Consider the following 23,644-nt stretch of genomic DNA (forward strand, 5'->3'; position numbering starts at 1 on the left):
TAGGCTTTGCCGAATAAGCAGCGATTACTCCACAGCCTGAAGAACCGGGCTGGTCTGGCTTCCCAAAAATGTCTGTAGCCATGGATGGCTACAGCCAAGCCCCCCAGGGATGGGTTCACGGGCGGTTTTTGGGAAGCCAGACCAGACCGGTTCCACCACCAAGCAAAGCAGGCCAAGCGACCAAGAACTCCGAGGTAAGACAAATGCTAGATTGGGACGACGAACCAAAATCCGAAAACAAGCCGGCTGCCACCGCCGGCCCGGCGCCAGTCAACGTAGACGACAAGCGCGTCATCAACGGCGAAACCGACATCAACCAGTTGGCACCGTTCAAGTACCCCTGGGCCTGGGAATACTTCATGAACGCCAACAAAAACCACTGGACCCCGCTGGACGTCAACATGGCCCAGGACGTCCACGACTACCACCACCGCCTGAGCCCGGCGGAAAAGCACGTGTACGAAAACGTACTGGCCTACCTCACCACCTCCGACATCCTCGCCATGCGCAACATCGGCCTGGCCGTGATGGAGAAAATGAGCGCGCCGGAGCTGCAAATCTACCAGGCCCGCCAGGTGTATGAAGAAGCCCTGCACACCTGGACTTACCAGCACTGCATTGAAACCCTCAACCTAGACCAGAGCGAAATCTACAACCGCTACCGGGTGGTGCCGGAAATCAATGGCAAGATCCAGGTTGCCAACCGACGGCTGGACGCCGTCATGCGCTCCGACATGAACCTGCGCAACCCGGATGACCTGCAGGAATTCATCATGTCTTACCTGTTCTTCGCTGCTGTATTTGAGGGCTGCTGGTTCTACAACGGCTTCAGCCCCATCTTCGCCCTGCAACGCCGGGGCCTGATGCGTGGCACCGGGGAGCAACTGCAGTACATCCTGCGGGACGAAGCCATGCACTTCTCCTTCGGCCTGAAAGTGGTCAACCAGATTCTGGAGGAAGAAAACATCAGCTTCGACCCCAAAGCCGTCCGCGACATGTGGGACGAATCCGAAGCCGCTGAAATGGCCTACGCCAACTACATCCTGCGTGACCCCATCCTCGGCTACTCGGCGGAATACCACAGCGAACAATTCCGCTTCGTGGCTAACCGCCGCGCCAGAACCGTAGGCCTGGAAGAACCTTTCCCGGGCGCCAAGAACGTCTCCCCCTGGCTGGATGAGCAGGCCACCATGCGCAAAGAGAAGAACTTCTTTGAAACCCGTGTGATTGAATACCAGACCGGGGCGCAGCTGGAGTGGTAACAGCGCCAGAGCACCGGCGCCAACGGGTGGCCAGAGGTTGATCTATGGCACAGGTGGGAGTGTAATGACAGCACACTCCTACCGCACAGAACGCCCGAAACCGGGCGTTTTTCAGTAAGAGGCCAAGCCCATGAAAGTGGCTGTTTTCAGCACCAAACCCTACGACGAGCAATTCCTTGGGCAGGCCAGCCGGGACAGCCAAGAACATGAACTGGTGTTTCTGGAACCCCGGTTGAATACAACCACGGCAGCGCTCGCCAAAGGCTTTGATGCGGTGTGTGTGTTCGTGAACGACCAGTTGGACGGCGAGGTGCTGGAGCAGTTGTCCGAAGGCGGCATCCGTGCAGTCGCCCTGCGCTGCGCCGGCTTCAATAACGTAGACCTGAAAGCCGCCGAGCGCCTGGGGATCAGCGTGGTGCGAGTGCCGGCTTACTCACCCTATGCCGTGGCCGAACACACCGTTGCCCTGATCCTGACGCTCAACCGGCAGATTCACCGGGCCTATCATCGCATCCGCGATGGTAACTTTGCGCTGGATGGTTTGCTGGGCTTCGACCTGCGAGGGCGAACCGTGGGCGTGGTGGGTACCGGCCAGATAGGCCTGGAGGTAGTGCGCATCATGCGTGGCTTTGGCTGCCGTGTGCTCTGCTACGACCTTCATGCCAACCCGGAAGCCCAACAACTGGGCGGTGAATACGTGGCACTGGACGACCTGTTCAGCCAGGCCGATATTGTCAGCCTGCATTGCCCGTTAACCCCCGACACCCACCACCTGATCAACGCGGATGCCGTGGCCAAGATGAAACCAGGCGTGATGCTGATCAACACCAGCCGGGGCGCCATGGTCGATACCGCCGCGATCATCGAGGGCCTTAAATCCGGACAGATTGGCTACCTGGGCCTGGATGTATATGAGGAAGAAGGCGACCTGTTTTTCGAAGACCTGTCCAACATCGTTCTGAAAGACGACGTGTTTGCGCGCTTGCTGACCTTCCCCAACGTAGTGATCACCGGCCACCAAGCCTTCTTCACCCGCAACGCCCTGGAGAGCATTGCCCGAACGACTCTGGGCAACCTCACGGAACTGGCACGCACGGGGCAGTGCGAAAACCGGGTAACCGCACCCGCCGGTTAACGGCGCACTGAGACAAGCGGGCCGCGTACTCGTACAATCCGACCATGTCCAGACAGTTTTATCGAACGGGCCCCGACCATCGTGCCGGGGCGCCTGTTACCTTCCTTGATGTACGCCGCCGCTTCCAGTTCCGAACCGTGGAGATCGGCCGCTGGGTAACCGAACCGGAAAAGCAGCGCAGCGCCGCCTTGTTCTACGACGCCCTGTGCGACTTGATGACCATCCTCGGCGGCACCGAAAGCCTGATCTCCCTGCGGGGCAGCCTGGCCCTGCAATACGGCATCGGTGGCCGCCCCGGCGTATCCGCCCATTACACCCCCGCCACCCGCAGCTTCGCCCTGGCCAAAAACGCCGGGCCCGGCAGCATTGCCCATGAATGGTTTCACGCGTTCGACCACTACATAGCGGACAAATTGTTCCCAAACACTTCCAAAGCTGAATTTGGCTCCACACTCTGGCTAACCCGCGAAGATGCCATCCCGCACCCCCTGAACGACTGCCTGCAAGCCTGCTACCGCACCATCCTGCTGGACAACACCGGTGAGCAGCCCAGCGACCTGTTCCGGCAATCCGCCAAGGCCGACAAAGCCGCCGGTGTGCATTACTACAGCCGGCCCGAAGAACTTTGCGCCCGAGCCTTCGAAGCCTTCGTTCAGGACGCCCCCGTAAAAAATGCCTTCCTGGTGAGAGGCACGAAAGAAAGCGAAGAGGCCCAGTTGGGGCTTTATCCACAGGGGCCACAGCGGGAGAGCATCAATCGGGCGTTTCTTGCTTACTTTCAATCTCTGGGCCGGGCCTTGCGAAGGGTTGAGGGGAAGGATTTGAGGAGCAAAGATGCATGTGAATAATTGGAGATAGACAACACCTGTCGCATAACTCTGGAACCTGCGGTCTGAAAAGCTTCTAACTCGTTGAGAAATATGGAACAGTTGAGTCTGGTGGAGTGTAGATAAGCGAACTGGGGTGTTGCATAAAAACCGACATTTGACGTTTATTTTCCGGCGCAATAATTCCAGAATCTGCTAGCTTGTTAATAAGAAAAGAAATTTTCCTGAATGACGTGGTTGGTAATGCGGAATATATGCGTTTTGCATAGATGGCATTTGTCGTTGAATTAACTGTTATGAATAGGGAAAAGGATTCATTCCGATGCATATGGTTCCTGTTACACCGGACATCGATCTGACACTCACCGGTGTCAGCACCTATTCAACCCCTTGGGGTGCCCCAGCCTTACTGGCGATGCTAGGGCATTCGCCGGACAACAGTTCGGATAAGCATATTTTAATCGCGTATGAGTGGCCGTATGTAACAGTGCCTTTGGTGGGCCCTTTGGGAAAGGTCCAAAAAGAAAAGCTTCATTTGGATAAGTTTTGTACAGATGCAAGATTTGCCCTCGGGAAAGCTCCCTTTGACCGCTACGATGAAGGTGACAACCCGCCAGATTTTCTGGTGCAAAAAGGTGATCAGTCAGTAGCTCTAGATTTAGCACAATTGACCTTAGAGCCTCGCAGGGGTGCGAACGCCCTATTTGAGCGAGTGAAAAAAGCTGCTTATGCTTGCGAAGCTAATACTTTCAATAACTTAAAAGGTTGTTTTGTTTATATAGACTTTGGGCTGGATGGAAAAAGAGGCCATGCCCTCCCTTTCAAAAAAAGTGATATAGAATACATAGATCAGCTGATTGATAGCTTATCTTCTTTTAATGTTGACCCTAAGAAATGGCCCACCGGCGAACTACCAAGACGCCTTCCAGAGTTAAATCAAGGAGATTCTGAGGGAGAGGCAGGATTTTTGGTTGCACCATTGGCGAATGCAACTCCAACAACTCCCTTTTTCTCCCGCATGGCTTTCGAAATGGGTTTGGCTTTCTACACTAGATACGGGATAAGCGATGCTTGGGAGGAAATAAGAAGGAGAGTGAGAGATCATGATAAACCTGAAATTCAGGAGCTATTGATTTCTGCTGGTGCTCCAAGTGGTCATGGATTGTCCTATCCGTCAGATGAAATTGTCGCAAATCTCGCACTTGAAAATGCACCACCTGATGAGCCTTTGGAAACCAATCACCTGGAGGCTGTATACGTTCATATCTGGAGTAGTGGAGCTATTTGGCAGGTTTTTCCAAGAATAAAAATGCTGTCAAAAGGGGTGTTTAAAGGCTTTGGGATCAGCCACCAGTCCGTGCAGAACGGTGATTCATAACCAGTGCGTTAACGGGACCGGTTTGTTCCGCTGCGCTCCACAAACGGGCCCGTTACGCCGGCGTTATAAATACTAAAGGAGAACATCATGCGCCTGAAAGATTCCGTCGAAGTATTTTTACTATCTTTGATGCACCAGTGGATGGAGTCTGCCCCCGAGAATGGCCGGAAGGGTCTCTATCAGGGTGAGCCAAAGGTCAATTCTCAAATGATGCGAGCAGCATATATCCTTAAAATCATTGGTGTTGCAGAGGAAGATAAGGTTTTTAACAAACTGGCAGTTCACTGCAGAAGAAACGACGGGCACTCATACATATCCAAGGATGGGGGCTGGATGGAAAAGCCTTTGGAGTTGGGCGGCGGATGGTATTTTGAGGGTGGCACTAGTCTTGTTCAAAAGCAGGACATTTTAAGTAGCCTGACAAAGATCGGATATTCACCCACCTTTGTATCTGCTGCGGACACATTCGTAGCTGGCAAACCCGTGAGTGATTTTTTTCCAACAGACGAGGAAGCCAAGCTCCTACTTAGCCAAATAAAGTTGCAAGCATCCAGCGAGAATTGATAACAAGTCGCAGCAGTACGCGGCCGATGGCCGCCGGACGCCCTTTACGTGGCGCCTTCGTCGCCACTCCAAGGTCGCCGCTGTGCTTCGGCGTTAAAAACCAAATGGGAACTTGGACTAATGCCACTTATTTATAGAGGTCTTGTTACTTTCCTCTTACTGCACTCTATGTCAACGCTAGCAGAGGATCGCGAGACACCCTCGTGCGAACTGGTCGGATATTTAGCAGAAAATATTATGCAGGCTCGTCAGAATGGCGTGCCTGATGATGAGATGATTGCTATGACTGAGTCAGTGGCTTTTGCAAAATCTGAGTCAGTGGCTTTTGCAAAAGTGGTGGTCGCGGATGCTCTTCTAGTTCCCGTGAACAGAATGGTGTGGAACCGGAACGAGGCAGTTAAGGACTTCAAGGAAAAGTGGTTCACTAAATGCCTTGGGCTTCGAAAATCGTTTGCTGCCGACCAAGAATCACTTCTATCTCAGTCCAATAAGTCTCCTCCACAGCTTTGGTCGTATCACAAAGTATTGAATTTAAATGTAAAAATTTGCTCAGATAGGGGAGTTTCGACTCTCAAATCTCTAAACTTTACCGCTGTTGTTCGTAGTGGCACCTATGTATACGGTAACTCTGGGCCCAACAGGGCCGCAGTTAAATGCGTTGACCAGAAGGGGGAGTCTTCGTTTCTCTATCTTGCCGTTGCAGGCCCAGAAAAAGAATCCGTAGAGAATTTGCGCAATGAAATTGCACGCCTTATGTCACCGTCGGGGTAAACGTCAGAAATTTTTAACAAGGCCAGGCACGGCGACGCCTACTACATTGCGGCTTCGCCTCCATTCCGTAGCCGCGCATGCTGGCTAGCGTTATGCTCTCCTCCGGATTTATCTGTCAGATGATAACGCTTGACGTTATTGACGCAGCCCGTCATTATTGAGCCATGATCATATCGTTCAAGTGTAAGGACACAGAGAAGCTGGCAAGCGGACGCCGCGTCAGACGCTTCGTCGATTTTGAGCGAGTTGCCTTGAGGAAAGTTCGGCAATTCCAGGCTGCCAGCCAGCTGGATGATCTTAAAGTACCCCCTGGAAATATGTTGGAACCATTGCATGGTGACCGTCAAGGTCAGCACAGCATTCGAATCAACAGGCAGTTCCGGGTTTGCTTCCGATGGACCAAGGCTGGCGCGGAAGATGTCGAAATTGTTGATTACCATTAGGAGGTGGCTCATGCGCAACATTGATGCTGTCACGCCAGGCGAGTTGCTGAAAGAAGAGTTTCTGGAGCCGATGGGCATTTCTCAATACCGCCTGGCCAAAGAAATTGGGGTGCCTGCTCAGAGAATAGGCCAGATCATTGCGGGAAAACGTTCGATTACCGCAGACACGGACCTGCGACTCTGTCGCTTCTTTGGTTTGTCTAACGGCTACTGGTTGCGAGCTCAGGCAGCCTACGACACCGAGATTGCGGAAGATGCCCTAGAGGATCAGTTGAAGAATATTCGTCCGTGGACTGCTGTATCCGAAATCGGGAACAGGGCATAACAATCGGCTGCACAGCGACCGATTCTCCGCCGCTACACGGCTCCAAACCGGCGCGTGAGCCAGGCGTTAACCCCTTCGCCTGCCACTTTGCAAAACTCCGTCAATGACGTATATTTGTCTTCATGTTTACCATCATCGAAACCCCTACATTCGAAGCAGATGCCAGAAAAATCTGGACTGAGGAGGAACGAAACGCGTTCTTTGCCTGGTTGGCGGCCAATCGGGAAATTGGCGATCCCATTCCAGGTAGCGGCGGATGTAGAAAGGTTCGGTGGTCGGTGGCGGGTTCAGGGAAGCGTGGTGGAGTGCGAGTCATTTACTTCACCAGATTGGCAAATGGCGAGATCTGGCTGTTGGTGATCTACAAGAAGGCCGTCTAGGAGAATATACCCGCGCATATCCTGAAGTCGATTCGTGAGGTACTGGAAAATGAGTAATGAGACTCTGAGTGCTGAGGAGCTTGGCAACAAGCTGCTCCAATCCGTTAAAGAAATGAAAGCGGGCAAAGCCGCACGAGTCAGTCGTGTGGAGCCAAACGAGGTCGCAGAAGCGCGTGGCAAAACTGGCCTCACGCAGCGAGAGTTTGCAGAGGTACTCCATATTTCTCCGCGCACGTTACAGGAATGGGAGCAGGGGCGACGTAAACCTTCCGGGCCGGCAAAGGCGCTCATCGAGATTGCTTTCCGCCATCCGGAGGTGATTCGGGAAGATCTTGAACTCAGGGGTTAACAATGTGGTCAACGGGACGCCAACTACGCTGCGCTCCGTTGCCGCCCATTACCACTGGCGTTATGGCGGTGGTTGCCGGAGTGTAAGTTACTGGGTACTATCCGTTTGCGGAAAAACCATGGAAAGGAGAAAATACAATGGACTGTCCTACGATTTCGGGCTTGAAGCTCGACTCTGAAGATCAGGAAGCACTTGAGGCAATAAGGAAGGCTCAGCGCAATGGAAACATGCTTGAGATTTTTTTACCTGCTGGTGTTTTAACCACGATATTTCTTGGCAATAACTCTGCGCAAGTCACCTTCAACGTTCATTCCACCGACTGGGTTTTGTTCGCGCAGTCTATAAGCAAAATTCAGCCTATCGTAAGAAAAACCATATCTAAAATTGCCCAAATGCAAAGACTCAGAGCAGGGTTGTCATACGAGCAACGCCAATTCTGGGAAGCCGTGGATAATGGTTGCGGGGGCTACTAATATGAAGATCAACTTCAAGTTCGCATGTCCTTTACTGCTCGCTGCCACTTCTGCTCTTGCTGGCGGTAATGACGAAGCTAGTGCACATCGGTATATCTCTGAAAGAATCGCCCAATATGGAGAAGCAGTGGAACGGTGTGAACAGGTAGCGGCTAGCCGCCCTTTACCCGATCAGTCAGTGATCAAACATTTGCGTGGCTACAGTATCGAGGATGTTAGAGCTTTTCTTATCACACGTAGCTCGCTTGTTTCGGAAGTTTGCGAAAAGCCAGAGCTGACTGAATTGGCTTACGCAATTGCTGTTTTGGAGGGTGCTGATATTTCCGGTGCACCAAAAGAGATTGTGCAGAATATAAAATTACTGGTTTTTGGTGAATCTACTTGGGGCCTGAAAAAGAAGTATCTTGAGCTTCCAACGAGTGTCCAAAATATTCTGGAGCAAACGGATTACTTTGATAAGCCATTTGACGATATTGCTGTCCTGAATGCTATCGAAAATGCCAAAAAGCCATAACAAGAGCAGGCACGGCGACGCCTTCTACATTGCGCCTTCGGCTCCATTCCGTAGGCGCGCATGCTGCAAGCGTTATGCCTTAAAGCAGATTCAGTTCAGGCAACATGCGTTTGTGCAGGATGCGGATAATTTCAACCACATCTTCCGCATTGAGCCGATAAAAGAGGATGTGGCTTCCCTGAGGGTACTGTCGGTAGCCTGAGCTAATCTCATCGCAAGATTGTCCCAGATTCGGATTTGCACCCAGAAGGTGGAAGCACTGGTCGAATTGAAGAATGTAGTGGTTTCGTTGATCCCGTCCCCATTCACGCTCCGTGTGCAGTGCGATAGATTTGAGGTCAGCTTTGGCCTTCCTGGAAAGCTTGAAATTCGGCATCAGTGTTCTTCATTGTCCAATTCGCGAATGAATGAATCATAGGAGTAGTCTTCAAAACCACTCTCCTCGCCTTCCTTAAGCAGTTTGCGGAGCGTAGTCAGGCGTGTTTCGGACTCCTCAAGCAGGCGCAATCCTGCACGAACAACTTCGCTGGTTGAGCTATATCGTCCATTTTTGAGCTGTTCCGCAATGAACGCATCAAAATGTTGGCCTAGAGTAATGCTGGTGTTCTTCTGCATGATGCCACCTTGCGAGTACCAATAATTGGTATATTTTGGTCCAGGTGGCATAACAATGCAATCCACGCGACAAGCGCGTGATTGCCGGCGTTAGGCGTAATGAGCTCACGGAGGAACCAATGAAAATTAAGTGCATCGCTGGTTTTGCCTCAATCACCAAGGATCCTGAGGCAAGTGCGTCGCTGTACCAAGGAATGCTTGGCCTGCCACTGGAGAAGATGGACGATTATCGCTTCATGGATAAATTCCCCGGGGCGAACCATTTTGGCGTATGGCCTCTTTCAATGGCTGCCCAGTCTTGTTTTGGGCAGGATGAATGGCCCGAGAGTGTTCCTGAGCCCACCGCCACGATTGAGTTTGAGCTAGCGGGTGCCGCTGCGGTTGAGGCGGCAGTGGAAGAAATGAAAGAGAATGGACAAAAGTTCGTTCACGAAGCTCGTACCGAACCGTGGGGACAGACAGTCGCAAGGTTCATGAGCCCCGAGGGTGTATTGGTGGGACTGAGTTATGCCCCATGGCTACATGAATGAACGCCTAACCATAGCGTGAACGCGGACCGGCTTTTCCTCTGACGCTCCAAAGCCGTCCGGTTACTCTGGGCGTTAAATCAGTAGTGATACCGAAGCTGGGCGATAAGCAAAGCGTCATCCGTGACTTTGTAAACTATTCGGTGTTCTTCGTTGATCCGGCGAGACCAGTACCCGGCGAGACTGTGTTTGAGGGGCTCTGGTTTGCCAACACCTTCGAACGGCTCTCGCTTGGTCTCTTTGATCAGCTTGTTGATTCGGTTAAGAATCTTTTTGTCGGTTTTCTGCCAGTACAGATAGTCTTCCCAGGCGTTCTCGGAGAAGATGAGTTTCATTCAAGAAGTTCCTTTTCTTGACCACCGCCTTGCTCCAGCTCGGCAACGGATTTCAGCAAACGCCGTGCGTTTTTGGGTGCGCGCAGAAGGTATGCAGTTTCTTGCAGCGCCTCGTAGTCCTCCAGGGAGATCATGACCACAGACTGCGACTTGCTCCGGGTGATGATCACAGGGGAATGGTCTTCACAGACCTGCTCCATGGTTTTTGCTAGGTTGGTTCTAGCGGCTGTGTAGCTAATGGCATCCATAAGGTTGCTCCTGTACAGAATGTTGACCATGGACAGAATAGCGTACATAAAAGGATTTAACAATCGGCTGCACAGCGACCGATTTTCCACCGCTGCGCGGCTCCAAAGTTGCCGCAAAGCTTCGCGTTACAGCGAGTGGCATGATACCTCAGATCTGATGTCTACTTAGGTTGCTCAGACAGTCAGGGTGCGGTAGGGTTTAGCCCAAAATTGGAAAAGGAATTTTCAATGACATATCAGTTTATACTGGCAGCTATACTTTCCTTGTTTTCTATTGGCTCCGCTTGGAGTGCGGAGGTCGAGAAATACGAATACGAGAAGGAAGAATACGGCCCAACTTTGTCCATGGTCTCTGGTGTTCTGGGTGGGCTAGAGGTGCCTCTCGATGAACTTCAAGGTGCGAAGGTCGTAGGTGGGCCGGGTATCATTGTCATGTTTCCAGATCGTTCACACCTCTCACTTGAAGCTTTAACAAGCAAAAATGCTGGATATGAAGGTTTAGATATAAGAAACTGGCCTATCTATTTATTTGGCATTAAGAGTAAAGGGTCTGAGCCTGAATCATATATTGAGGACCTTTTGAAGTCCAAAGAGCATGTTATCGATTTCGATATAGAACCAACTTCCATAAGGGTTTTCGATACATCGAGAGGGAAAGGTTATTGGGCTTTCGGTCCTGAGAAATCTTTTATAGTGTTGGTCGATGAAAAAGTTAGCAACCAAATTTTAATTATAAAAACGGCAGGGGTTTCAGAAGAAAGGATTGAAAAGCTGATAATCAATGGAGTGATTTAATCTGGCATTGTCGAATACCGAGAAGGATGATCTTCTCAAAGTTATAGAAGTTTTGTTTGGGCATGATCCTGGGATAGAAAGACTGAAGGATTCATTTAATACGAGGACAGTCGAAACAGTAGAAGATGCTCTCGAAGCACTGGTTCGCTGCAACGCTAATATTCGGTCTTTAGTTGTCGGGCTGATTGGTGGCACTGGTTTATTGGTAAGAGGATGGTTGCGGGAGATCCTTTCGAAACTCAGAAAAGAGCTCGAATCCAACCGAATTAAATTTGATGGTCTGGCCTGTAAAGTTGTCTTTGCCTATAACTGGAAATCAGCGATTGTAATATCTACAAATTGAAATGTTGACGTAGATCGCTGTAACAAAACATTCAAGTACGTTCCCGGCCTGACGGCCGTCCACCGGACGCCCTTTTATCCGCTTCGCTCCAAAAGACCGCCGCTTAATATTGGCGTTAGCTGTGATTGCGCCACCCGGAGAGTGATACTATAGTGTCACTAATAGTCTGATTCAGGGTGAGTCCATGAAAGTTGAGCTTGTTACGAACCTCAAGCGCCAAGCCACAAAGATTCTGGCAGATCTGCACTTGTCGAAAGAGCCGGTACTGATTACCGAGCATGGTCAGCCATCCGCATACCTTGTCGATGTGCAAGATTACGAGTTTATGCAGCGCCGACTTGAGCTGCTTGAGGGGCTCTCACGAGGAGAGCGTGCTGTACTTGAGGGAAGAACGTACAGCCAAAGTGAGGCCAGGGAGAAAATGAGTAAATGGCTGAAGTAATCTGGACAGAGCCTGCCCTTCAAGAACTGGATGCCATCGCTGAGTACATTGCTCTGGATAACCCTGCTGCCGCAAGTCACCTGGTCCAAGAAGTTTTCGATAAGACCGAGCGTTTGGAAAATTTTCCCCAATCCGGGCGGATTCCTCCCGAACTCCCCAATTCGGTATACAGAGAGGTAGTGGTTCCACCGTGTCGTATTTTTTATCGTGAGGATGAGAAGCGGGTTCTCATCCTCTATGTCATGCGAGAGGAGCGGCAGCTTCGTGCGTTCATGCTTGGAAGCAGCTAACCCGGCGCAGTTCACTCGGATGCCTTTATCTGCGCTTCGCTATGCCAAAGTCACCGGTGCGCTTCGGTGTTACGAAAAGCGTTCGCCTTGACGTACGTACTTGATGGCGTACACTGATGAAAAGTTGAACACGCAAGAGGTGTGTCATGACCGGAATCACTGCAACAGAGGCGCGAAGCAACCTTTATCGGTTGATTGATGAAACTGCCGAGTCTCACCAACCAATCGTGATCATGGGTAAGCGGAACACAGCCGTCTTGGTATCGGAAGAAGACTGGTCGGCCATTCAGGAAACACTTTACCTGCTTTCCGTACCTGTTATGCGGGAGTCTATTCGTGAGGGGATGGATACCCCCGTGGATGAATGCGATGAGGAGCTGGACTGGTGACATGGAAGTTGGTTTACACCACGCAAGCCCAGAAAGATGCAAAGAAACTGGCCTCCAGCGGCCTTAAACCCAAAGCCCAGGATCTGTTAGCGCTGATAGCAGAAGATCCATACCGCAAGCCGCCTCCGTTTGAGAAGCTCATTGGTGATCTTGCGGGAGCCTATTCACGCCGCATCAATATTCAGCATCGTCTGGTCTACCAAGTGCTAGAGGACGAGCAAGTGGTGAAAGTCCTCAGGCTCTGGAGCCACTACGAATAATGCATAACCTGCCGGCCATAGAAGGGAATCCTATGACTAAGCACGTTGGTTCTTGCCTGTGTGGCATAGTGAAATTTGAGGTCCATGGAGACTTCGACAGCTTTTACTTGTGTCATTGTAAGTATTGTCAAAAAGATACCGGATCTGCTCATGCGGCAAATTTATGTTCGCAGTCAGCTAAACTGACCTGGCTGGCGGGTGCAGATGCTGTGTCTTCCTTTACGCTTCCAGGTACTCGCCACAACAAAAGCTTTTGTAGATCGTGTGGATCAGCATTACCAAGCGCTCTACTTGCAGGCCTGCTCGTTGTTCCTGCAGGGTGTTTGGATACTGAAGTTTCTGTGTCGCCAACTGCGCACATCTTCACATCGAGCAGAGCGATCTGGGAGGGGGCGATTGGTGACGCGCCAGAGTTCGGGGGCCTGCCAGAGTAGGCTAAGATCACATAACCGGCGGCTGCCGGCGGGCGCACCTTCGCTGGCGCTCCGGCACGCCGAAAAGGTCTTTCTATGGCCCCCTAAATCGATCACTGGAAGGAGCATGCAATGAGAATAGGCCTTCTGATCATCGCCGTATTCTGGGCGCTTCCAGCTTCGTCTCAGACACTCCAGGTTATGGGGTCAGACGAGGGTTTTCTGCCGTTCTATTACGGTGACAACCTGGACAAGGGCATTTTGGTCGAGGTGATCAATGATTTCAGCCTGGAGGCCGGTATCGCCGCCGCGTTCCGTCCGATGCCGCGTAACCGCCAGGTCTGGGCCTTGGAAGAAGGGCAAGCCAATGCGGTTTTCGCCAACCCGCTGTGGATGCCACTGCCGAACCGGATGCACGCCGTTGGGCCGGTATTAACCTGGCGTGATCGTGTGTTCGCGCAACCGGGCCGACAGCCGGGCTCCTTCGATGACCTTCAGGGCAGCATTTGCCTGCGCAGATGGTTTGTGTACAGTGATCAACTCGAGCGGCGGGTCGGTACCAACCTGAGCCGCCATGATGCATACAATGCTCAGCAGATGCTGGACATGTTTCTGCACAAACGGTGCGATTACATCGTCATGAACGAGCTGGAGTTCCGGTTTATGGCGCAGTTGCTGGACATCGACCCGCACCGGTACCGCACCGAACTGATCGACGCCGAATGGCCCGTCTATCTCGGTATCCTCAAAACCGAGACGGCTCTGATTGAGGCCGCAGAAGCGTTCTTTTCCACCCACATAGTTGATGTGGAGACCATGCTACCCAACCTGCCGCCGCCAGACCGGCATATCTCGATTGAGCAGGACAAATAGGGCACTTTCGTGCGGACATACTTTTATTAGCCAACCCGTCGCGTTACTCGGATACCTGAACTGAAACTTTCCATATCCCGCCCCCGTAGCTTGATGAGCAGGCGTCGGGAGCGCGGTCGTCGTTGTGTGTGATGGCTCTTCGATCCCTGTGCCGGCACCGGTTGCGGTGGCTTATCGTGCAGCGCCGATGCAGCTTGAGGGCGTGATACCCAGCCTGGATTTCCAGTATGTGATCGATGCCCGAAACAGCGGCCTGGCGCGGGTAGCGGTGCCTAACGACGGCGCCCTGGTGGCAGTGGGTGATGGCTTGCTGGACGGTTTGGCGTTGCCCATGGATGGCGCCATTCAGCAAGCCATGGACATTGCCCAGAGCGGCACCGCCTATGCGGCCCTGAGAACCTCAGCAGGTGCGGGCTCTATGCTGTACACCCTCAACCTCCTGGCTGGTACCGCCGAGCAGGTTGGCCCGATTGGTGGTACGGCCAACCCGGTGGCGGTTAATGCCATGTCGGTTGTGATTCCCGAGCCTGAAGTTATGAAGGCCGGGCGCTAACAGGAAACCTGTATACATATACCCCGGCCTGGTGCCGGGGTTAGTTTTTGGAGGAGACAGCCATCCGCTAGCTGCGCCTGGGTTGGCTATGTGAAGCGACACAAATTACTACACAAAATACCGCCAGACGTCTTCCGTTCCTGCGCTGTCTTGCTAGACTTGAATGCAAATAACAACTAAAAGGGTGTGTCGTCCGTTTGGGGAGTTTGCTGTTGGTGATCCCTTGCAAGGCATGGCGGATACTGGGTTTGGTGCTGTTCCTGATCGTTTGGCCGATCAGCACTGCAGCTATGGAGCCGGTAACCATCATGCCCGGCGCCGCCATCGGCCATCAGTTTCAATACTGGGAGGACACCAGCGCCCGCGCCACGCTGGATGAAATCCGGGCGCTGCCCGATGCCGCATGGCAGGTTTAGGCCAGCGGCCGGGCAACCCTGGGTATTACCGAGTCTGCCTACTGGTTGCGGGTTCCGATTGTTAACCATACCCCAGACAGCCTCAGCCTCATTGCCGAACTCGGATACTCCCAACTCGACGACGTAACCTTCCATGTCATCGCCGAAGGTGAGTTGGTTCGAACATTCCAGACCGGAGATCGCCGGCCGTTTTACCCCCGTGACGTCGACCACCCCAACAGCCTGCTGCGTTTCCAGCTTGCCCCGCAAGAGGCAAAGACCCTCTATATCCGAGTTGCCACTGAAGGCACCATGGTGTTGCCGTTCAGTCTCTGGCGTGAGAATCAGTTCTACGAATCCGCCGGGGCCGAGCAAAAGCTGCAGTTTTTCTATTTTGGCAGCCTCACCGTGATCATTCTGATCAACCTCGCGGTGTTTCTTACTCTGCGGGAAAAGCTCTATCTGTATTACTGCCTGGCGATCTTCGGTTACCTGGTGTTTTTCGCGTCAATCCGCGGCTTCAGCTTTCAGCACATCTACCCTTCGTTTCCGGCGGTCCATGCCCAGGTGCTGATGCTGTCCATCCCGTTCCTGGCGATGTTTTCAATCTTGTTCTGTATGGAATTCCTGCGGGTGCGTTCCCACAGCCCCCGGCTCCGGGCCGCTTTGATCGGGATGCTGATTTTCGAGGTTCTGTACTTTCTGGCGGTACCGTTTCTGGACTACAAAACGGGGATACTGCTGGCGGCTGTCTCGGCGTTTGTGTTCTTTTCCCTGTTGATGATCGCCGGGCCCGTGAGCTGGGCCGCCGGGGTTCGGGCTGGCATATTCTTTACCGTCGCATGGTCTCCGCTGACCGTGGGTGTCATGGCCACGGCAGGTCGGGCTTTGGGGGTGTTTCCTGAGAACTTCTTTACCAATTACGCCATGCAGATTGGTTCGGGGTTGGAGGCGTTTATTCTTACCCTGGCCCTGGCGGACCGCTTGTACCGGGAACGGGAGCAGAAGATTCAGGCCCAGGCCGATATTCTGCGCCAGGAAAAGGCGCGCCGTGATGCCCAGGACCGCCTGACTTACGCCATGACCCATGACCCGGCCACCGGCCTGGAGGAGATTAACCGGACCCTGGGCCTTGAGCGCAGTGAGCGGCTGCTTAAGCGGCTGGCAGAACAGATGACCATGCTGGCAGGGCAGTTACCGATGGTGCATGCCACCCAGGATAGCCTGTGCAGGACTGAGCGTGTGTATCAGATTTCCGGAGACAGCTTTGGCCTGCTTGTGGATGCCCGCAAGGCGGGTGATGATTTTGGGGCATTGGACAGCGCCCTCAAGCAACTGGCGCAACCGATAGCACTGGATCACCTGGCGATTGATCCGCACCTGAAATACGGCGCCGCCAGCTTCCCCGATCATGGTAAAAAGGCCAGTGTGCTGATCCGCAATGCCCACGTGGCGATGGAGATGACGCCCCGGGGCTCATTCGAGACGGGGTTCTATTCCGGCAAGTACGACATCTACGATGAAAGCCGGCTGACGTTGATTTCGCACCTGCGAGAGGCCATTCAGAACCGGCAAACCGAGCTGTATTACCAACCAAAGACTCGCCTTTCCACGGGTGAGGTGGTCGGCGTTGAGGCATTGATGCGCTGGTTTCATCCTGAGCGTGGCTGGGTGCCGCCGGATGAGTTTATACCGCTGGCGGAGAAGACCGGGGTCATCAAACACCTTACCCGGTGGGTTGTTAACCAGGCCCTGGCAGACCTCAAGTCGTTGCAAAGCGTATGTCCGGGGCTGACCATGTCGGTCAATATTTCGGCCCGGGACCTGCTGTCTCCAGGCCTGGATGAACTGTTTGCTACGGCCCTGGAGACCTATGGCTTGCAGGCCGGCGATGTCATCGTGGAGCTTACGGAAACAGCAGCGATGGACGACCCCGAAAAAGGTTTGCAGGCGCTGGAACGGCTTGCCAGTTCGGGCCTGAAGGTGTCCATCGATGATTTCGGGGCCGGCTATTCGTCGTTATCGTACCTCAAGCGCCTGCCGGCCAATGAAATCAAGTTGGACCGGTCACTGCTGCAGGATATCTGTACCAGTGACAGCTCACGAACGATCGCTGAGACCGCCATCACCATGGGCCGCAGCCTGGGTTTTTTGGTGGTGGCGGAAGGCGTGGAAGACGAGGCCTCCGCCCAACTGTTGGCAACCCTGGGGGCCGATATGTTGCAGGGCTTCTGGCTATGCCGGCCAGCCCCGCTGGAGTCGATAAAAGACTGGCTGCTTACATCCAATGCCGCCGTTTGAAGAACCCGATCAGGCTAGCGGTCACGAGCTTCGATGTTGACTCTTCCCGGTAAAACTATCTGACAGAACCTGAGCCCTGCCAATGGTCTAAGCTTTTGGTAGCAAAGGAGGCCGTTATGTTTGTGGCAGAGAGATCCACCGGGCACTTGATTGAAGTGCTGGATACCCAGGCGTTGTTCAACCCTCATAAAAGCCGGATCAAGGGCAGTATGCACTACGGGGAGGAAGCCCAGGATCCTGAATTCTATGAGAAAAGTGATCTGGCATTCCCCTCGGGCGAGGCATTACCCAAGTGCTGGACCGATCCGGATTACCGCCTGAAACAGTAGCCGGGATCGGAATATTTGAATCCTTCCTCTCATTTCTGTAACCTTTTTATTAATTGAACGTTCAATTAACAAAAAGATACGGAAAAGCGCGCGCCTGCCATGCCAAAAGTTGGAATCAAAGACACCCGTCGCCAGCAACTGATCGACGCCACCATGGAGTCCATTGCCGAGCTGGGCATGCAGAACACCACCATTGTCAGCATCAGCAAGCGGGCGGGGATGTCGTCCGGGATCATCAGCCATTACTTCGGGGGCAAGCAGGGGCTGATCGAGGCGGCCTTGCGTTACCTGCTGGATCAGCTCGGCAAGGAGCTGCGGGAGCGCATGGCGAAGACCGATCGTTCCCCGGCCCAGCGGCTGGATTGCATCATTGAGTCCAACTTTTCCGAGTTCCAGCGTTCGGCGCTGGCGGCGAAAACCTGGCTCAGCTTCTGGGCCCGTTCCATGCATGAGCCGGGGCTGAAGCGGCTGCAGCAGATCAACAACGCCCGGCTGTACAGCAACCTGCGCTACTCGTTTGCCCAGGTGTTGCCGCCGGAGCAGGCCACGGAAGCGGCCCGACAAACCGCAGCGATGATTGACGGCTTCTGGCTGCGCAGCGCCCTGAGCCTGGACCCGGCCGAAAGCTTTGAAGCCGGCGAGCGGCTTTGCAAGCAGTTTGTTCACAAGACACTGGCTCGGGCAACCGCCTGAGCCAACGCGAATTCCATGGCCCACAAGGCCTGAAGACACCGAATTGAGGTTACCAACCGCTTATGTCTGCATCTGTTCCTGTTGTTCAGAACTTTGTCCACGGCCGGTTTCTGGCCAACCGTTCCGGTGAGACCTTCCCGGTGGTGAATCCGGCCACCGGCCAGGTGATCTACCAGGTGGAAGTAGCGGATGAGGCGGTGCAGCAGGCCGCCATTGAAAGTGCCCGCGCCGGCTTTGCCCAGTGGGCGGCCATCCCGGCTATCGAGCGCAGCCGGATTCTGCTGAAAGCGGTAGCGCTGCTGCGCGATCGCAATGACGAACTGGCAGCGGTGGAAGTGCGCGACACCGGCAAACCCTGGCAGGAAGCGGAAGCGGTGGATGTGGTGACCGGTGCCGATGCCATCGAGTTCTTTGCCGGCCTGGCGCCGTCCATCGAGGGCAACCAGCAGGATCTGGGTGGTGATTTTTACTATACCCGCCGGGAGCCGCTGGGGATCTGTGCCGGTATTGGCGCCTGGAACTACCCGATCCAGATTGCCTGCTGGAAGTCCGCGCCGGCCCTGGCCTGTGGCAACGCCATGATCTTCAAACCGTCGGAAGAAACACCCATGGGCGCAGTGAAGCTGGCGGAAATCTTCATCGAGGCCGGCGTGCCAGCGGGCGTGTTCAACGTGGTGCAGGGCGCGGCCGAGGTGGGCCAGTGGCTGACCCATCATCCGGAGATTGCCAAGGTGTCGTTCACCGGCGAAGTGGCCACCGGCAAGAAGGTGATGGCGGCGGCTGCTTCGTCCCTGAAAGACGTGACCATGGAGCTGGGTGGCAAATCCCCGCTGATCATTTTCGACGATGCGGATCTGGAGAACGCCATTTCTGCGGCCATGGTGGGCAACTTCTACACCCAGGGCGAGATCTGTACCAACGGCACTCGAGTGTTTGTGCACGAAGACATCTATCCGCGTTTTATAGAGCGCCTGCTTGAGCGCACCCGCAAGAACATCAAAGCCGGTGACCCGATGAACCCGGCCACCAACTTCGGTGCCCTGATCTCCAAAAAGCATCAGGATCTGGTTATGGGCTACATCGGTAAAGGCATCGCAGAAGGTGCCACGCTCAGCCACGGGGGCCGGGCGTTTGAGCCGGAGGATGCCAAAGGCGGCTACTTCGTGGAGCCCACCATTTTCACCGACTGCACCGACGACATGGCCATCGTGCGGGAAGAAATCTTCGGGCCGGTGATGTCGGTGCTGACCTTCCGCGATGAAGACGAGGTGATTGCCCGGGCCAACAATACCGATACCGGTCTGGCTGCCGGAGTGTTCACCAACGACATCCGCCGGGCGCACCGAGTGATTCACCGGATCCAGGCCGGTATTTGTTGGATCAACAGCTACGGCGCCTCGCCGGCGGAAATGCCGGTGGGCGGCTACAAACTCTCTGGCATTGGCCGGGAAAACGGGCGCGAGACCATTGCCCACTACACCCAGATCAAGTCCGTTTATATCGGGATGCAGGATCTGGACGCCCCGTTTTAAGCCCGCAGGCCACAGAGGAGAGCGCGTATGACAGAAAACCGATACGACTACATCATTGTGGGCGCGGGCTCGGCCGGCTGTGTGCTGGCCAACCGCCTCACCGAAGACGCCCGCCACAAGGTGCTGCTGCTGGAAACCGGCGGCAGCGACAAAAGCATCTTCATCCATATGCCCACGGCCCTGTCCATTCCCATGAACACCAGGAAGTACGCCTGGCAGTTCGAGACCGAGCCGGAGCCGTATCTGGATAACCGCCGCATGCACTGCCCCCGGGGCAAGGTGCTCGGTGGCTCCTCGTCCATCAACGGCATGGTGTATGTGCGTGGCCACGCCCGGGATTTTGACGAATGGGATTCCGAGGGTGCCACAGGCTGGCATTACCAGAACGTACTGCCGTATTTCAAAAAGGCGGAGACCTGGGCCTTTGGCGGCGATGACTACCGGGGCGACACCGGCCCGCTGGGGGTCAACAACGGCAACAACATGCGTAACCCGCTGTACAAGGCGTTCATCAAGGCGGGTGTGGATGCCGGCTACCTGGAAACGGCGGATTACAACGGCGCCCAGCAGGAAGGCTTCGGTGCCATGCACATGACCGTGAAGAACGGTCGCCGCTGGTCCACCGCCAACGCCTACCTGCGCCCGGCCATGGCGCGACCGAACCTGACGGTGGTGACCCACGCCCTGGTCCATAAGGTCCTTCTTGAGGGCAAAACCGCCACCGGTGTGCGTTACGAGCAGGGCGGCAAGATGCACGAGGCCAATGCCGCTGAGGAAGTGATTCTGTCTGCCGGTTCCATAGGTTCACCCCATCTGCTGCAGTTGTCCGGCATCGGCAAACGAGAGGTGCTGGAACAGGCCGGTATTGAGGTCAAGCACGATCTGCCCGGCGTGGGTGAGAACCTGCAGGACCACCTGGAATTCTACTTCCAGTTCCGCTGCAAACAGCCGGTGTCGCTCAACGGCAAACTGGACTGGTGGAACAAGCTCAAGATCGGCGTGCGCTGGATTCTGCGCAAAGACGGGCTGGGCGCCACCAACCACTTCGAGTCCTGCGGTTTTATCCGCTCCAAGGCGGGTGTTGAGTGGCCAGACCTGCAATACCACTTCCTGCCGGCGGCCATGCGCTACGACGGTAAGGAAGCCTTTGATGGCGACGGCTTCCAGCTGCACATCGGCCACAACAAGCCGAAAAGCCGGGGCTATGTTCGGGTTCAATCCGCCGATCCAAGACAGGCACCAACCATTCGCTTTAACTATCTGGAGCACGAAGCCGACCGGGAGGGTTTCCGGGACTGCGTGCGCCTGACCCGCGAGATCATCAACCAGCCCGCCATGGACGATTACCGGGGTGCGGAAATCCAGCCCGGCGTGGCTGTGCACAGCGATGACGAAATCGATGCCTTTGTGCGCCAGGCGGTGGAGAGCGCCTACCATCCGTCCTGTTCCTGCAAGATGGGTACCGACGCAATGGCGGTAGTCGGGCCAGACACCCGTGTACACGGGCTCAATAATTTGCGGGTAGTGGATTCGTCCATCTTCCCGACCATACCCAATGGCAACCTGAATGCGCCCACCATCATGGTGGCCGAGCGGGCAGCCGACCTGATCCGGGGCAAGGAGCCCCTGCAACCTGAGGATGTGCCGGTCCATATGGATGAGCAGTGGCAGGCACACCAACGACCGGGGCAAGCGAAACGGGTGCTGATCTAGCGCCCGAAGCCCCGGCCCCGGGGGCGCAACACCTCCGGGGTTAGCAAACCATCAGGATTTCCCTATCAACGCGACGGCTGTGCTGGTCGTTTCCTGGGCGTCAGATAGGCAAGTCCTGGCCCGTAACGAGAAGAAAACGCGGGGGTTTGTGTCCGATTCGAATTAAGCAGCGCTTAAAAAGTAGAGGAGGAACACCCATGCTGTGCACGAAACTGAAAACAACTAACCGGAGGCTCAGCGCATGACACTCTGGTTATCCACAGGCCTGATCTTCACCTTCGCCGCCATTGCCCTGATTCTGTACAAATGGTGGGACGTACAGTGCATCGGCGTGACGCCGGTTCGCACCCTGACGTTCATTGCCATTCTGTTCACCTCGGGCCTGGATGTGGGGCTGATCATGTTCCCGCTGACGGAATTTGGCAGTTATGCCGATCTTTCTGCCAGCCCGGAATACGGGTTCGCCAATCCCCTGGCCATTGAGTTTGGCTTCTGGGCGTTCCTGATCTGGGGCTTCTATTTCCTGACCTGTTTTTACTTCGCCATCATCGAGCCGAGGGTGAAGTTCTTCGAGATTCCGGTGGTGAAAATCATCAATAACGTGGTGATCATCGGTACCTGTGCCTTCACGGCGTACCTGTTGCTGGTGAACCTGCCCTGGTATCTGCCGCAGTTGGGCGACGGTGAAACCGTGATGCCAGCGTTCTATGTGATTGTGTTTGTGGCCATCGCCCTGGCGGTGTACTCCAGCTCCAAGATCAAGTATGTGCGGATTCTGAGTGTCGGTTCCAGTGTGCTGTTCATTGCCCTGATTGCCGGCATGTGGCTGCGGGCCTTTGCCCTGGGCAAGGGCTCACCGGCGGATTTCTTCGGCACCGCAGGCATGCTGGGGGAATACTTTACCAACATTCACCGATTTGCCCTGCCGATCAACGACTACCATGAGTTCTACCTGTTCTGGTGGTTCTCCTGGAGCATCATGATTGGCCAGTTTACGGCTCGCTTCGTCAGCGGTATCAAAACCTGGCAGTTGCTGATTGCCATGCTGGTGGTGCCGTCCATCGCTATCGGTGTGTGGTTCTCGGTGCTGTTCCACTACCACGCTGAGGGTCTGAAGATTACGGCGATGACCAACCTGGCCATGATTTCGGTGGGGGTTCTGATGGTGGTGAACTCACTGGATTCGCTGATTCGACTGTACACCGACAACCTGAACCTGACCGCCCGGCGTATGGGCCGAATGAACTACGTGATCGTGAACTTTGGTGTTATGGTGCTGCTGACCATGCTGTTCCAGCTGGATTTCCTTCGTATTCAATGGGTTGGAGCGCTGGTGATCGGCCTTTACTTCGCCTGTTTTGCCTACATTCTGGCGAACAAGCGGGCCGAGGTGGCGGCCATCAAATCGTCACCAAAAGAAAATATTCTGGATTTCCGAAAGATTGAACTTGCGGGATAAGGCCCCATAGATAGGTTAAGCCTATTCCGGGTTTGGAAATAATCAATTTTCACCCAGTGGGCCAAAGCCGTATCTTATGCACCGTTTTCAAGCCTAAACCCAAATGAACCAACAGGAGTTATTCTGAGATGGGTATCATTAACAGCGAAATCAAACCGTTCAACGCCACCGCATTCAAGCAGGGCGAGTTTGTTGAAATCTCTGAAGCAGACGTGAAAGGCAAGTGGGCCATTTTCTTCTTCTACCCGGCCGACTTCACCTTCGTTTGCCCGACCGAACTGGGCGATGTCGCTGACAAGTACGAAGAGCTGCAGAAGCTGGGCGTTGAAGTGTTCTCTGTGTCTACCGACACCCACTTCACCCACAAAGCATGGCACGACACTTCCGACACCATCGGCAAGATCAACTACTACATGGTAGGCGACCAGACCGGCACCATCACCAACAACTTCGGTGTGATGCGTGAAGGCCAGGGCCTGGCAGACCGCGCTACTTTCCTGATCGATCCGGATGGCGTTATCCAGGCGATGGAAATCACTGCTGAAGGCATCGGCCGTGACGCAGACGACCTGCTGCGCAAGGTGAAGGCTGCCCAGTATGTTCGTAACCATCCTGGCGAAGTTTGCCCGGCCAAGTGGAAAGAAGGCGAAGAAACTCTGGCTCCGTCTCTGGACCTGGTTGGCAAGATCTAAGTTTCCCTGTACGGGTGAAACTTGCA

33 protein-coding genes are annotated in these 23,644 nt (G+C 54.4%); 29 read left to right on the plus strand and 4 right to left on the minus strand.

Going from position 1 to position 23,644, the window contains the following annotated elements:
• Window positions 1-80 precede the first annotated feature (80 nt).
• The 12 genes from ACTZWX_RS06880 to ACTZWX_RS06935 all read left to right on the plus strand — a co-directional run bounded on the left by ACTZWX_RS06880 (window position 81) and on the right by ACTZWX_RS06935 (window position 8,421).
• Complete coding sequence (locus tag ACTZWX_RS06880) at window positions 81-1,262, plus strand: ribonucleotide-diphosphate reductase subunit beta (RefSeq protein ID WP_444713426.1); 1,182 nt, start codon at window positions 81-83, stop codon at window positions 1,260-1,262.
• Between the two features lie 130 nt (window positions 1,263-1,392).
• Complete coding sequence (locus tag ACTZWX_RS06885; RefSeq protein ID WP_444713283.1) at window positions 1,393-2,397, plus strand: 2-hydroxyacid dehydrogenase; 1,005 nt, start codon at window positions 1,393-1,395, stop codon at window positions 2,395-2,397.
• A 44-nt stretch (window positions 2,398-2,441) separates the two neighbouring features.
• Entirely contained in the window at window positions 2,442-3,245 is an 804-nt protein-coding gene (locus ACTZWX_RS06890; protein ID WP_444713284.1) for a CLCA_X family protein, read from the plus strand.
• Window positions 3,246-3,546: 301 nt separating this feature from the next.
• Entirely contained in the window at window positions 3,547-4,602 is a 1,056-nt protein-coding gene (locus ACTZWX_RS06895) for a hypothetical protein (protein ID WP_444713285.1), read from the plus strand.
• Between the two features lie 87 nt (window positions 4,603-4,689).
• Complete coding sequence (locus tag ACTZWX_RS06900) at window positions 4,690-5,166, plus strand: hypothetical protein (protein ID WP_444713286.1); 477 nt, start codon at window positions 4,690-4,692, stop codon at window positions 5,164-5,166.
• Between the two features lie 120 nt (window positions 5,167-5,286).
• On the plus strand, window positions 5,287-5,937 hold the full coding sequence (locus ACTZWX_RS06905) for a hypothetical protein (protein ID WP_444713287.1): 651 nt from the start codon (window positions 5,287-5,289) through the stop codon (window positions 5,935-5,937).
• Window positions 5,938-6,101: 164 nt separating this feature from the next.
• A complete protein-coding gene (locus ACTZWX_RS06910) occupies window positions 6,102-6,380 on the plus strand; it encodes a type II toxin-antitoxin system RelE/ParE family toxin (protein WP_444713288.1) in 279 nt (92 codons plus the stop codon).
• Between the two features lie 10 nt (window positions 6,381-6,390).
• Complete coding sequence (locus ACTZWX_RS06915; RefSeq protein ID WP_444713289.1) at window positions 6,391-6,705, plus strand: HigA family addiction module antitoxin; 315 nt, start codon at window positions 6,391-6,393, stop codon at window positions 6,703-6,705.
• A gap of 122 nt (window positions 6,706-6,827) precedes the next feature.
• A complete protein-coding gene (locus tag ACTZWX_RS06920) occupies window positions 6,828-7,085 on the plus strand; it encodes a transcriptional regulator (protein ID WP_444713290.1) in 258 nt (85 codons plus the stop codon).
• Between the two features lie 49 nt (window positions 7,086-7,134).
• Window positions 7,135-7,434 (plus strand): helix-turn-helix domain-containing protein, encoded by a 300-nt coding sequence (locus tag ACTZWX_RS06925; protein WP_016914159.1) that lies wholly within the window; start codon window positions 7,135-7,137, stop codon window positions 7,432-7,434.
• A gap of 137 nt (window positions 7,435-7,571) precedes the next feature.
• Window positions 7,572-7,907, plus strand: a complete 336-nt coding sequence (locus tag ACTZWX_RS06930) for a hypothetical protein (protein WP_444713291.1) — start codon at window positions 7,572-7,574, stop codon at window positions 7,905-7,907.
• A 1-nt stretch (window position 7,908) separates the two neighbouring features.
• Complete coding sequence (locus ACTZWX_RS06935; RefSeq protein ID WP_444713292.1) at window positions 7,909-8,421, plus strand: hypothetical protein; 513 nt, start codon at window positions 7,909-7,911, stop codon at window positions 8,419-8,421.
• A 79-nt stretch (window positions 8,422-8,500) separates the two neighbouring features.
• On the opposite strand, the gene ACTZWX_RS06940 is transcribed toward ACTZWX_RS06935, so the two are convergent.
• Window positions 8,501-8,797 (minus strand): type II toxin-antitoxin system RelE/ParE family toxin, encoded by a 297-nt coding sequence (locus tag ACTZWX_RS06940; protein WP_444713293.1) that lies wholly within the window; start codon window positions 8,795-8,797, stop codon window positions 8,501-8,503.
• Window positions 8,797-9,036, minus strand: coding sequence for a type II toxin-antitoxin system ParD family antitoxin (locus tag ACTZWX_RS06945; RefSeq protein ID WP_444713294.1), 240 nt, complete (start codon window positions 9,034-9,036; stop codon window positions 8,797-8,799). The genes ACTZWX_RS06940 and ACTZWX_RS06945 overlap by 1 nt, the downstream gene beginning before the upstream one ends.
• Before the next feature lie 119 nt (window positions 9,037-9,155).
• On the opposite strand from ACTZWX_RS06945, the gene ACTZWX_RS06950 reads away from it, so the two are divergent.
• Window positions 9,156-9,566, plus strand: coding sequence for a VOC family protein (locus tag ACTZWX_RS06950; protein ID WP_444713295.1), 411 nt, complete (start codon window positions 9,156-9,158; stop codon window positions 9,564-9,566).
• 77 nt (window positions 9,567-9,643) lie between these two features.
• Here ACTZWX_RS06950 and ACTZWX_RS06955 read toward each other — a convergent pair whose 3' ends face one another.
• Both ACTZWX_RS06955 and ACTZWX_RS06960 read right to left on the minus strand, forming a co-directional pair.
• Window positions 9,644-9,898 carry a Txe/YoeB family addiction module toxin gene (locus ACTZWX_RS06955; RefSeq protein WP_008938367.1) on the minus strand — a complete coding sequence of 85 codons (255 nt, stop codon included), beginning with the start codon at window positions 9,896-9,898 and terminating at the stop codon, window positions 9,644-9,646.
• On the minus strand, window positions 9,895-10,146 hold the full coding sequence (locus ACTZWX_RS06960; protein ID WP_444713296.1) for a type II toxin-antitoxin system Phd/YefM family antitoxin: 252 nt from the start codon (window positions 10,144-10,146) through the stop codon (window positions 9,895-9,897). The genes ACTZWX_RS06955 and ACTZWX_RS06960 overlap by 4 nt, the downstream gene beginning before the upstream one ends.
• Window positions 10,147-10,374: 228 nt before the next feature.
• On the opposite strand from ACTZWX_RS06960, the gene ACTZWX_RS06965 reads away from it, so the two are divergent.
• The 16 genes from ACTZWX_RS06965 (at window position 10,375) to ahpC (ending at window position 23,618) form a co-directional block, all read left to right on the plus strand.
• Complete coding sequence (locus ACTZWX_RS06965; protein ID WP_444713297.1) at window positions 10,375-10,941, plus strand: hypothetical protein; 567 nt, start codon at window positions 10,375-10,377, stop codon at window positions 10,939-10,941.
• 527 nt (window positions 10,942-11,468) lie between these two features.
• A complete protein-coding gene (locus tag ACTZWX_RS06970) occupies window positions 11,469-11,726 on the plus strand; it encodes a type II toxin-antitoxin system Phd/YefM family antitoxin (RefSeq protein WP_022990189.1) in 258 nt (85 codons plus the stop codon).
• Complete coding sequence (locus tag ACTZWX_RS06975) at window positions 11,714-12,016, plus strand: type II toxin-antitoxin system RelE/ParE family toxin (protein ID WP_444713298.1); 303 nt, start codon at window positions 11,714-11,716, stop codon at window positions 12,014-12,016. The genes ACTZWX_RS06970 and ACTZWX_RS06975 overlap by 13 nt, the downstream gene beginning before the upstream one ends.
• Before the next feature lie 146 nt (window positions 12,017-12,162).
• Window positions 12,163-12,405 carry a type II toxin-antitoxin system Phd/YefM family antitoxin gene (locus tag ACTZWX_RS06980; RefSeq protein ID WP_444713299.1) on the plus strand — a complete coding sequence of 81 codons (243 nt, stop codon included), beginning with the start codon at window positions 12,163-12,165 and terminating at the stop codon, window positions 12,403-12,405.
• Window positions 12,402-12,665 carry a Txe/YoeB family addiction module toxin gene (locus ACTZWX_RS06985; protein ID WP_152439486.1) on the plus strand — a complete coding sequence of 88 codons (264 nt, stop codon included), beginning with the start codon at window positions 12,402-12,404 and terminating at the stop codon, window positions 12,663-12,665. The genes ACTZWX_RS06980 and ACTZWX_RS06985 overlap by 4 nt, the downstream gene beginning before the upstream one ends.
• A 32-nt stretch (window positions 12,666-12,697) precedes the next feature.
• A complete protein-coding gene (locus ACTZWX_RS06990; RefSeq protein ID WP_444713300.1) occupies window positions 12,698-13,099 on the plus strand; it encodes a GFA family protein in 402 nt (133 codons plus the stop codon).
• A 111-nt stretch (window positions 13,100-13,210) separates the two neighbouring features.
• A complete protein-coding gene (locus ACTZWX_RS06995; RefSeq protein WP_444713301.1) occupies window positions 13,211-13,951 on the plus strand; it encodes a substrate-binding periplasmic protein in 741 nt (246 codons plus the stop codon).
• A gap of 124 nt (window positions 13,952-14,075) precedes the next feature.
• Window positions 14,076-14,504: a DUF4394 domain-containing protein gene (locus ACTZWX_RS07000; RefSeq protein ID WP_444713302.1), complete on the plus strand. Its 429-nt coding sequence runs from the start codon at window positions 14,076-14,078 to the stop codon at window positions 14,502-14,504.
• Window positions 14,505-14,716: 212 nt separating this feature from the next.
• The gene (locus tag ACTZWX_RS07005; RefSeq protein WP_444713303.1) at window positions 14,717-14,920 is read left to right on the plus strand and encodes a hypothetical protein; all 204 of its coding nucleotides are present in this window, start codon (window positions 14,717-14,719) and stop codon (window positions 14,918-14,920) included.
• Between the two features lie 18 nt (window positions 14,921-14,938).
• The gene (locus tag ACTZWX_RS07010) at window positions 14,939-17,200 is read left to right on the plus strand and encodes an EAL domain-containing protein (RefSeq protein WP_444713427.1); all 2,262 of its coding nucleotides are present in this window, start codon (window positions 14,939-14,941) and stop codon (window positions 17,198-17,200) included.
• A 116-nt stretch (window positions 17,201-17,316) separates the two neighbouring features.
• Window positions 17,317-17,529 carry an acetyltransferase gene (locus ACTZWX_RS07015; RefSeq protein ID WP_444713304.1) on the plus strand — a complete coding sequence of 71 codons (213 nt, stop codon included), beginning with the start codon at window positions 17,317-17,319 and terminating at the stop codon, window positions 17,527-17,529.
• Between the two features lie 99 nt (window positions 17,530-17,628).
• Window positions 17,629-18,222: a transcriptional regulator BetI gene (gene betI / locus ACTZWX_RS07020; protein ID WP_444713305.1), complete on the plus strand. Its 594-nt coding sequence runs from the start codon at window positions 17,629-17,631 to the stop codon at window positions 18,220-18,222.
• A gap of 62 nt (window positions 18,223-18,284) precedes the next feature.
• A complete protein-coding gene (gene betB / locus ACTZWX_RS07025) occupies window positions 18,285-19,754 on the plus strand; it encodes a betaine-aldehyde dehydrogenase (RefSeq protein WP_444713306.1) in 1,470 nt (489 codons plus the stop codon).
• A gap of 27 nt (window positions 19,755-19,781) precedes the next feature.
• The gene (gene betA, locus ACTZWX_RS07030) at window positions 19,782-21,467 is read left to right on the plus strand and encodes a choline dehydrogenase (RefSeq protein ID WP_444713307.1); all 1,686 of its coding nucleotides are present in this window, start codon (window positions 19,782-19,784) and stop codon (window positions 21,465-21,467) included.
• Between the two features lie 241 nt (window positions 21,468-21,708).
• Window positions 21,709-22,926 carry a BCCT family transporter gene (locus ACTZWX_RS07035; RefSeq protein ID WP_444713308.1) on the plus strand — a complete coding sequence of 406 codons (1,218 nt, stop codon included), beginning with the start codon at window positions 21,709-21,711 and terminating at the stop codon, window positions 22,924-22,926.
• A 128-nt stretch (window positions 22,927-23,054) separates the two neighbouring features.
• On the plus strand, window positions 23,055-23,618 hold the full coding sequence (gene ahpC, locus ACTZWX_RS07040; protein WP_106693248.1) for an alkyl hydroperoxide reductase subunit C: 564 nt from the start codon (window positions 23,055-23,057) through the stop codon (window positions 23,616-23,618).
• Window positions 23,619-23,644 lie beyond the last annotated feature (26 nt).

The sequence above is a fragment of the Marinobacter sp. NSM genome, from assembly GCF_052380025.1.
GTDB lineage: Bacteria > Pseudomonadota > Gammaproteobacteria > Pseudomonadales > Oleiphilaceae > Marinobacter.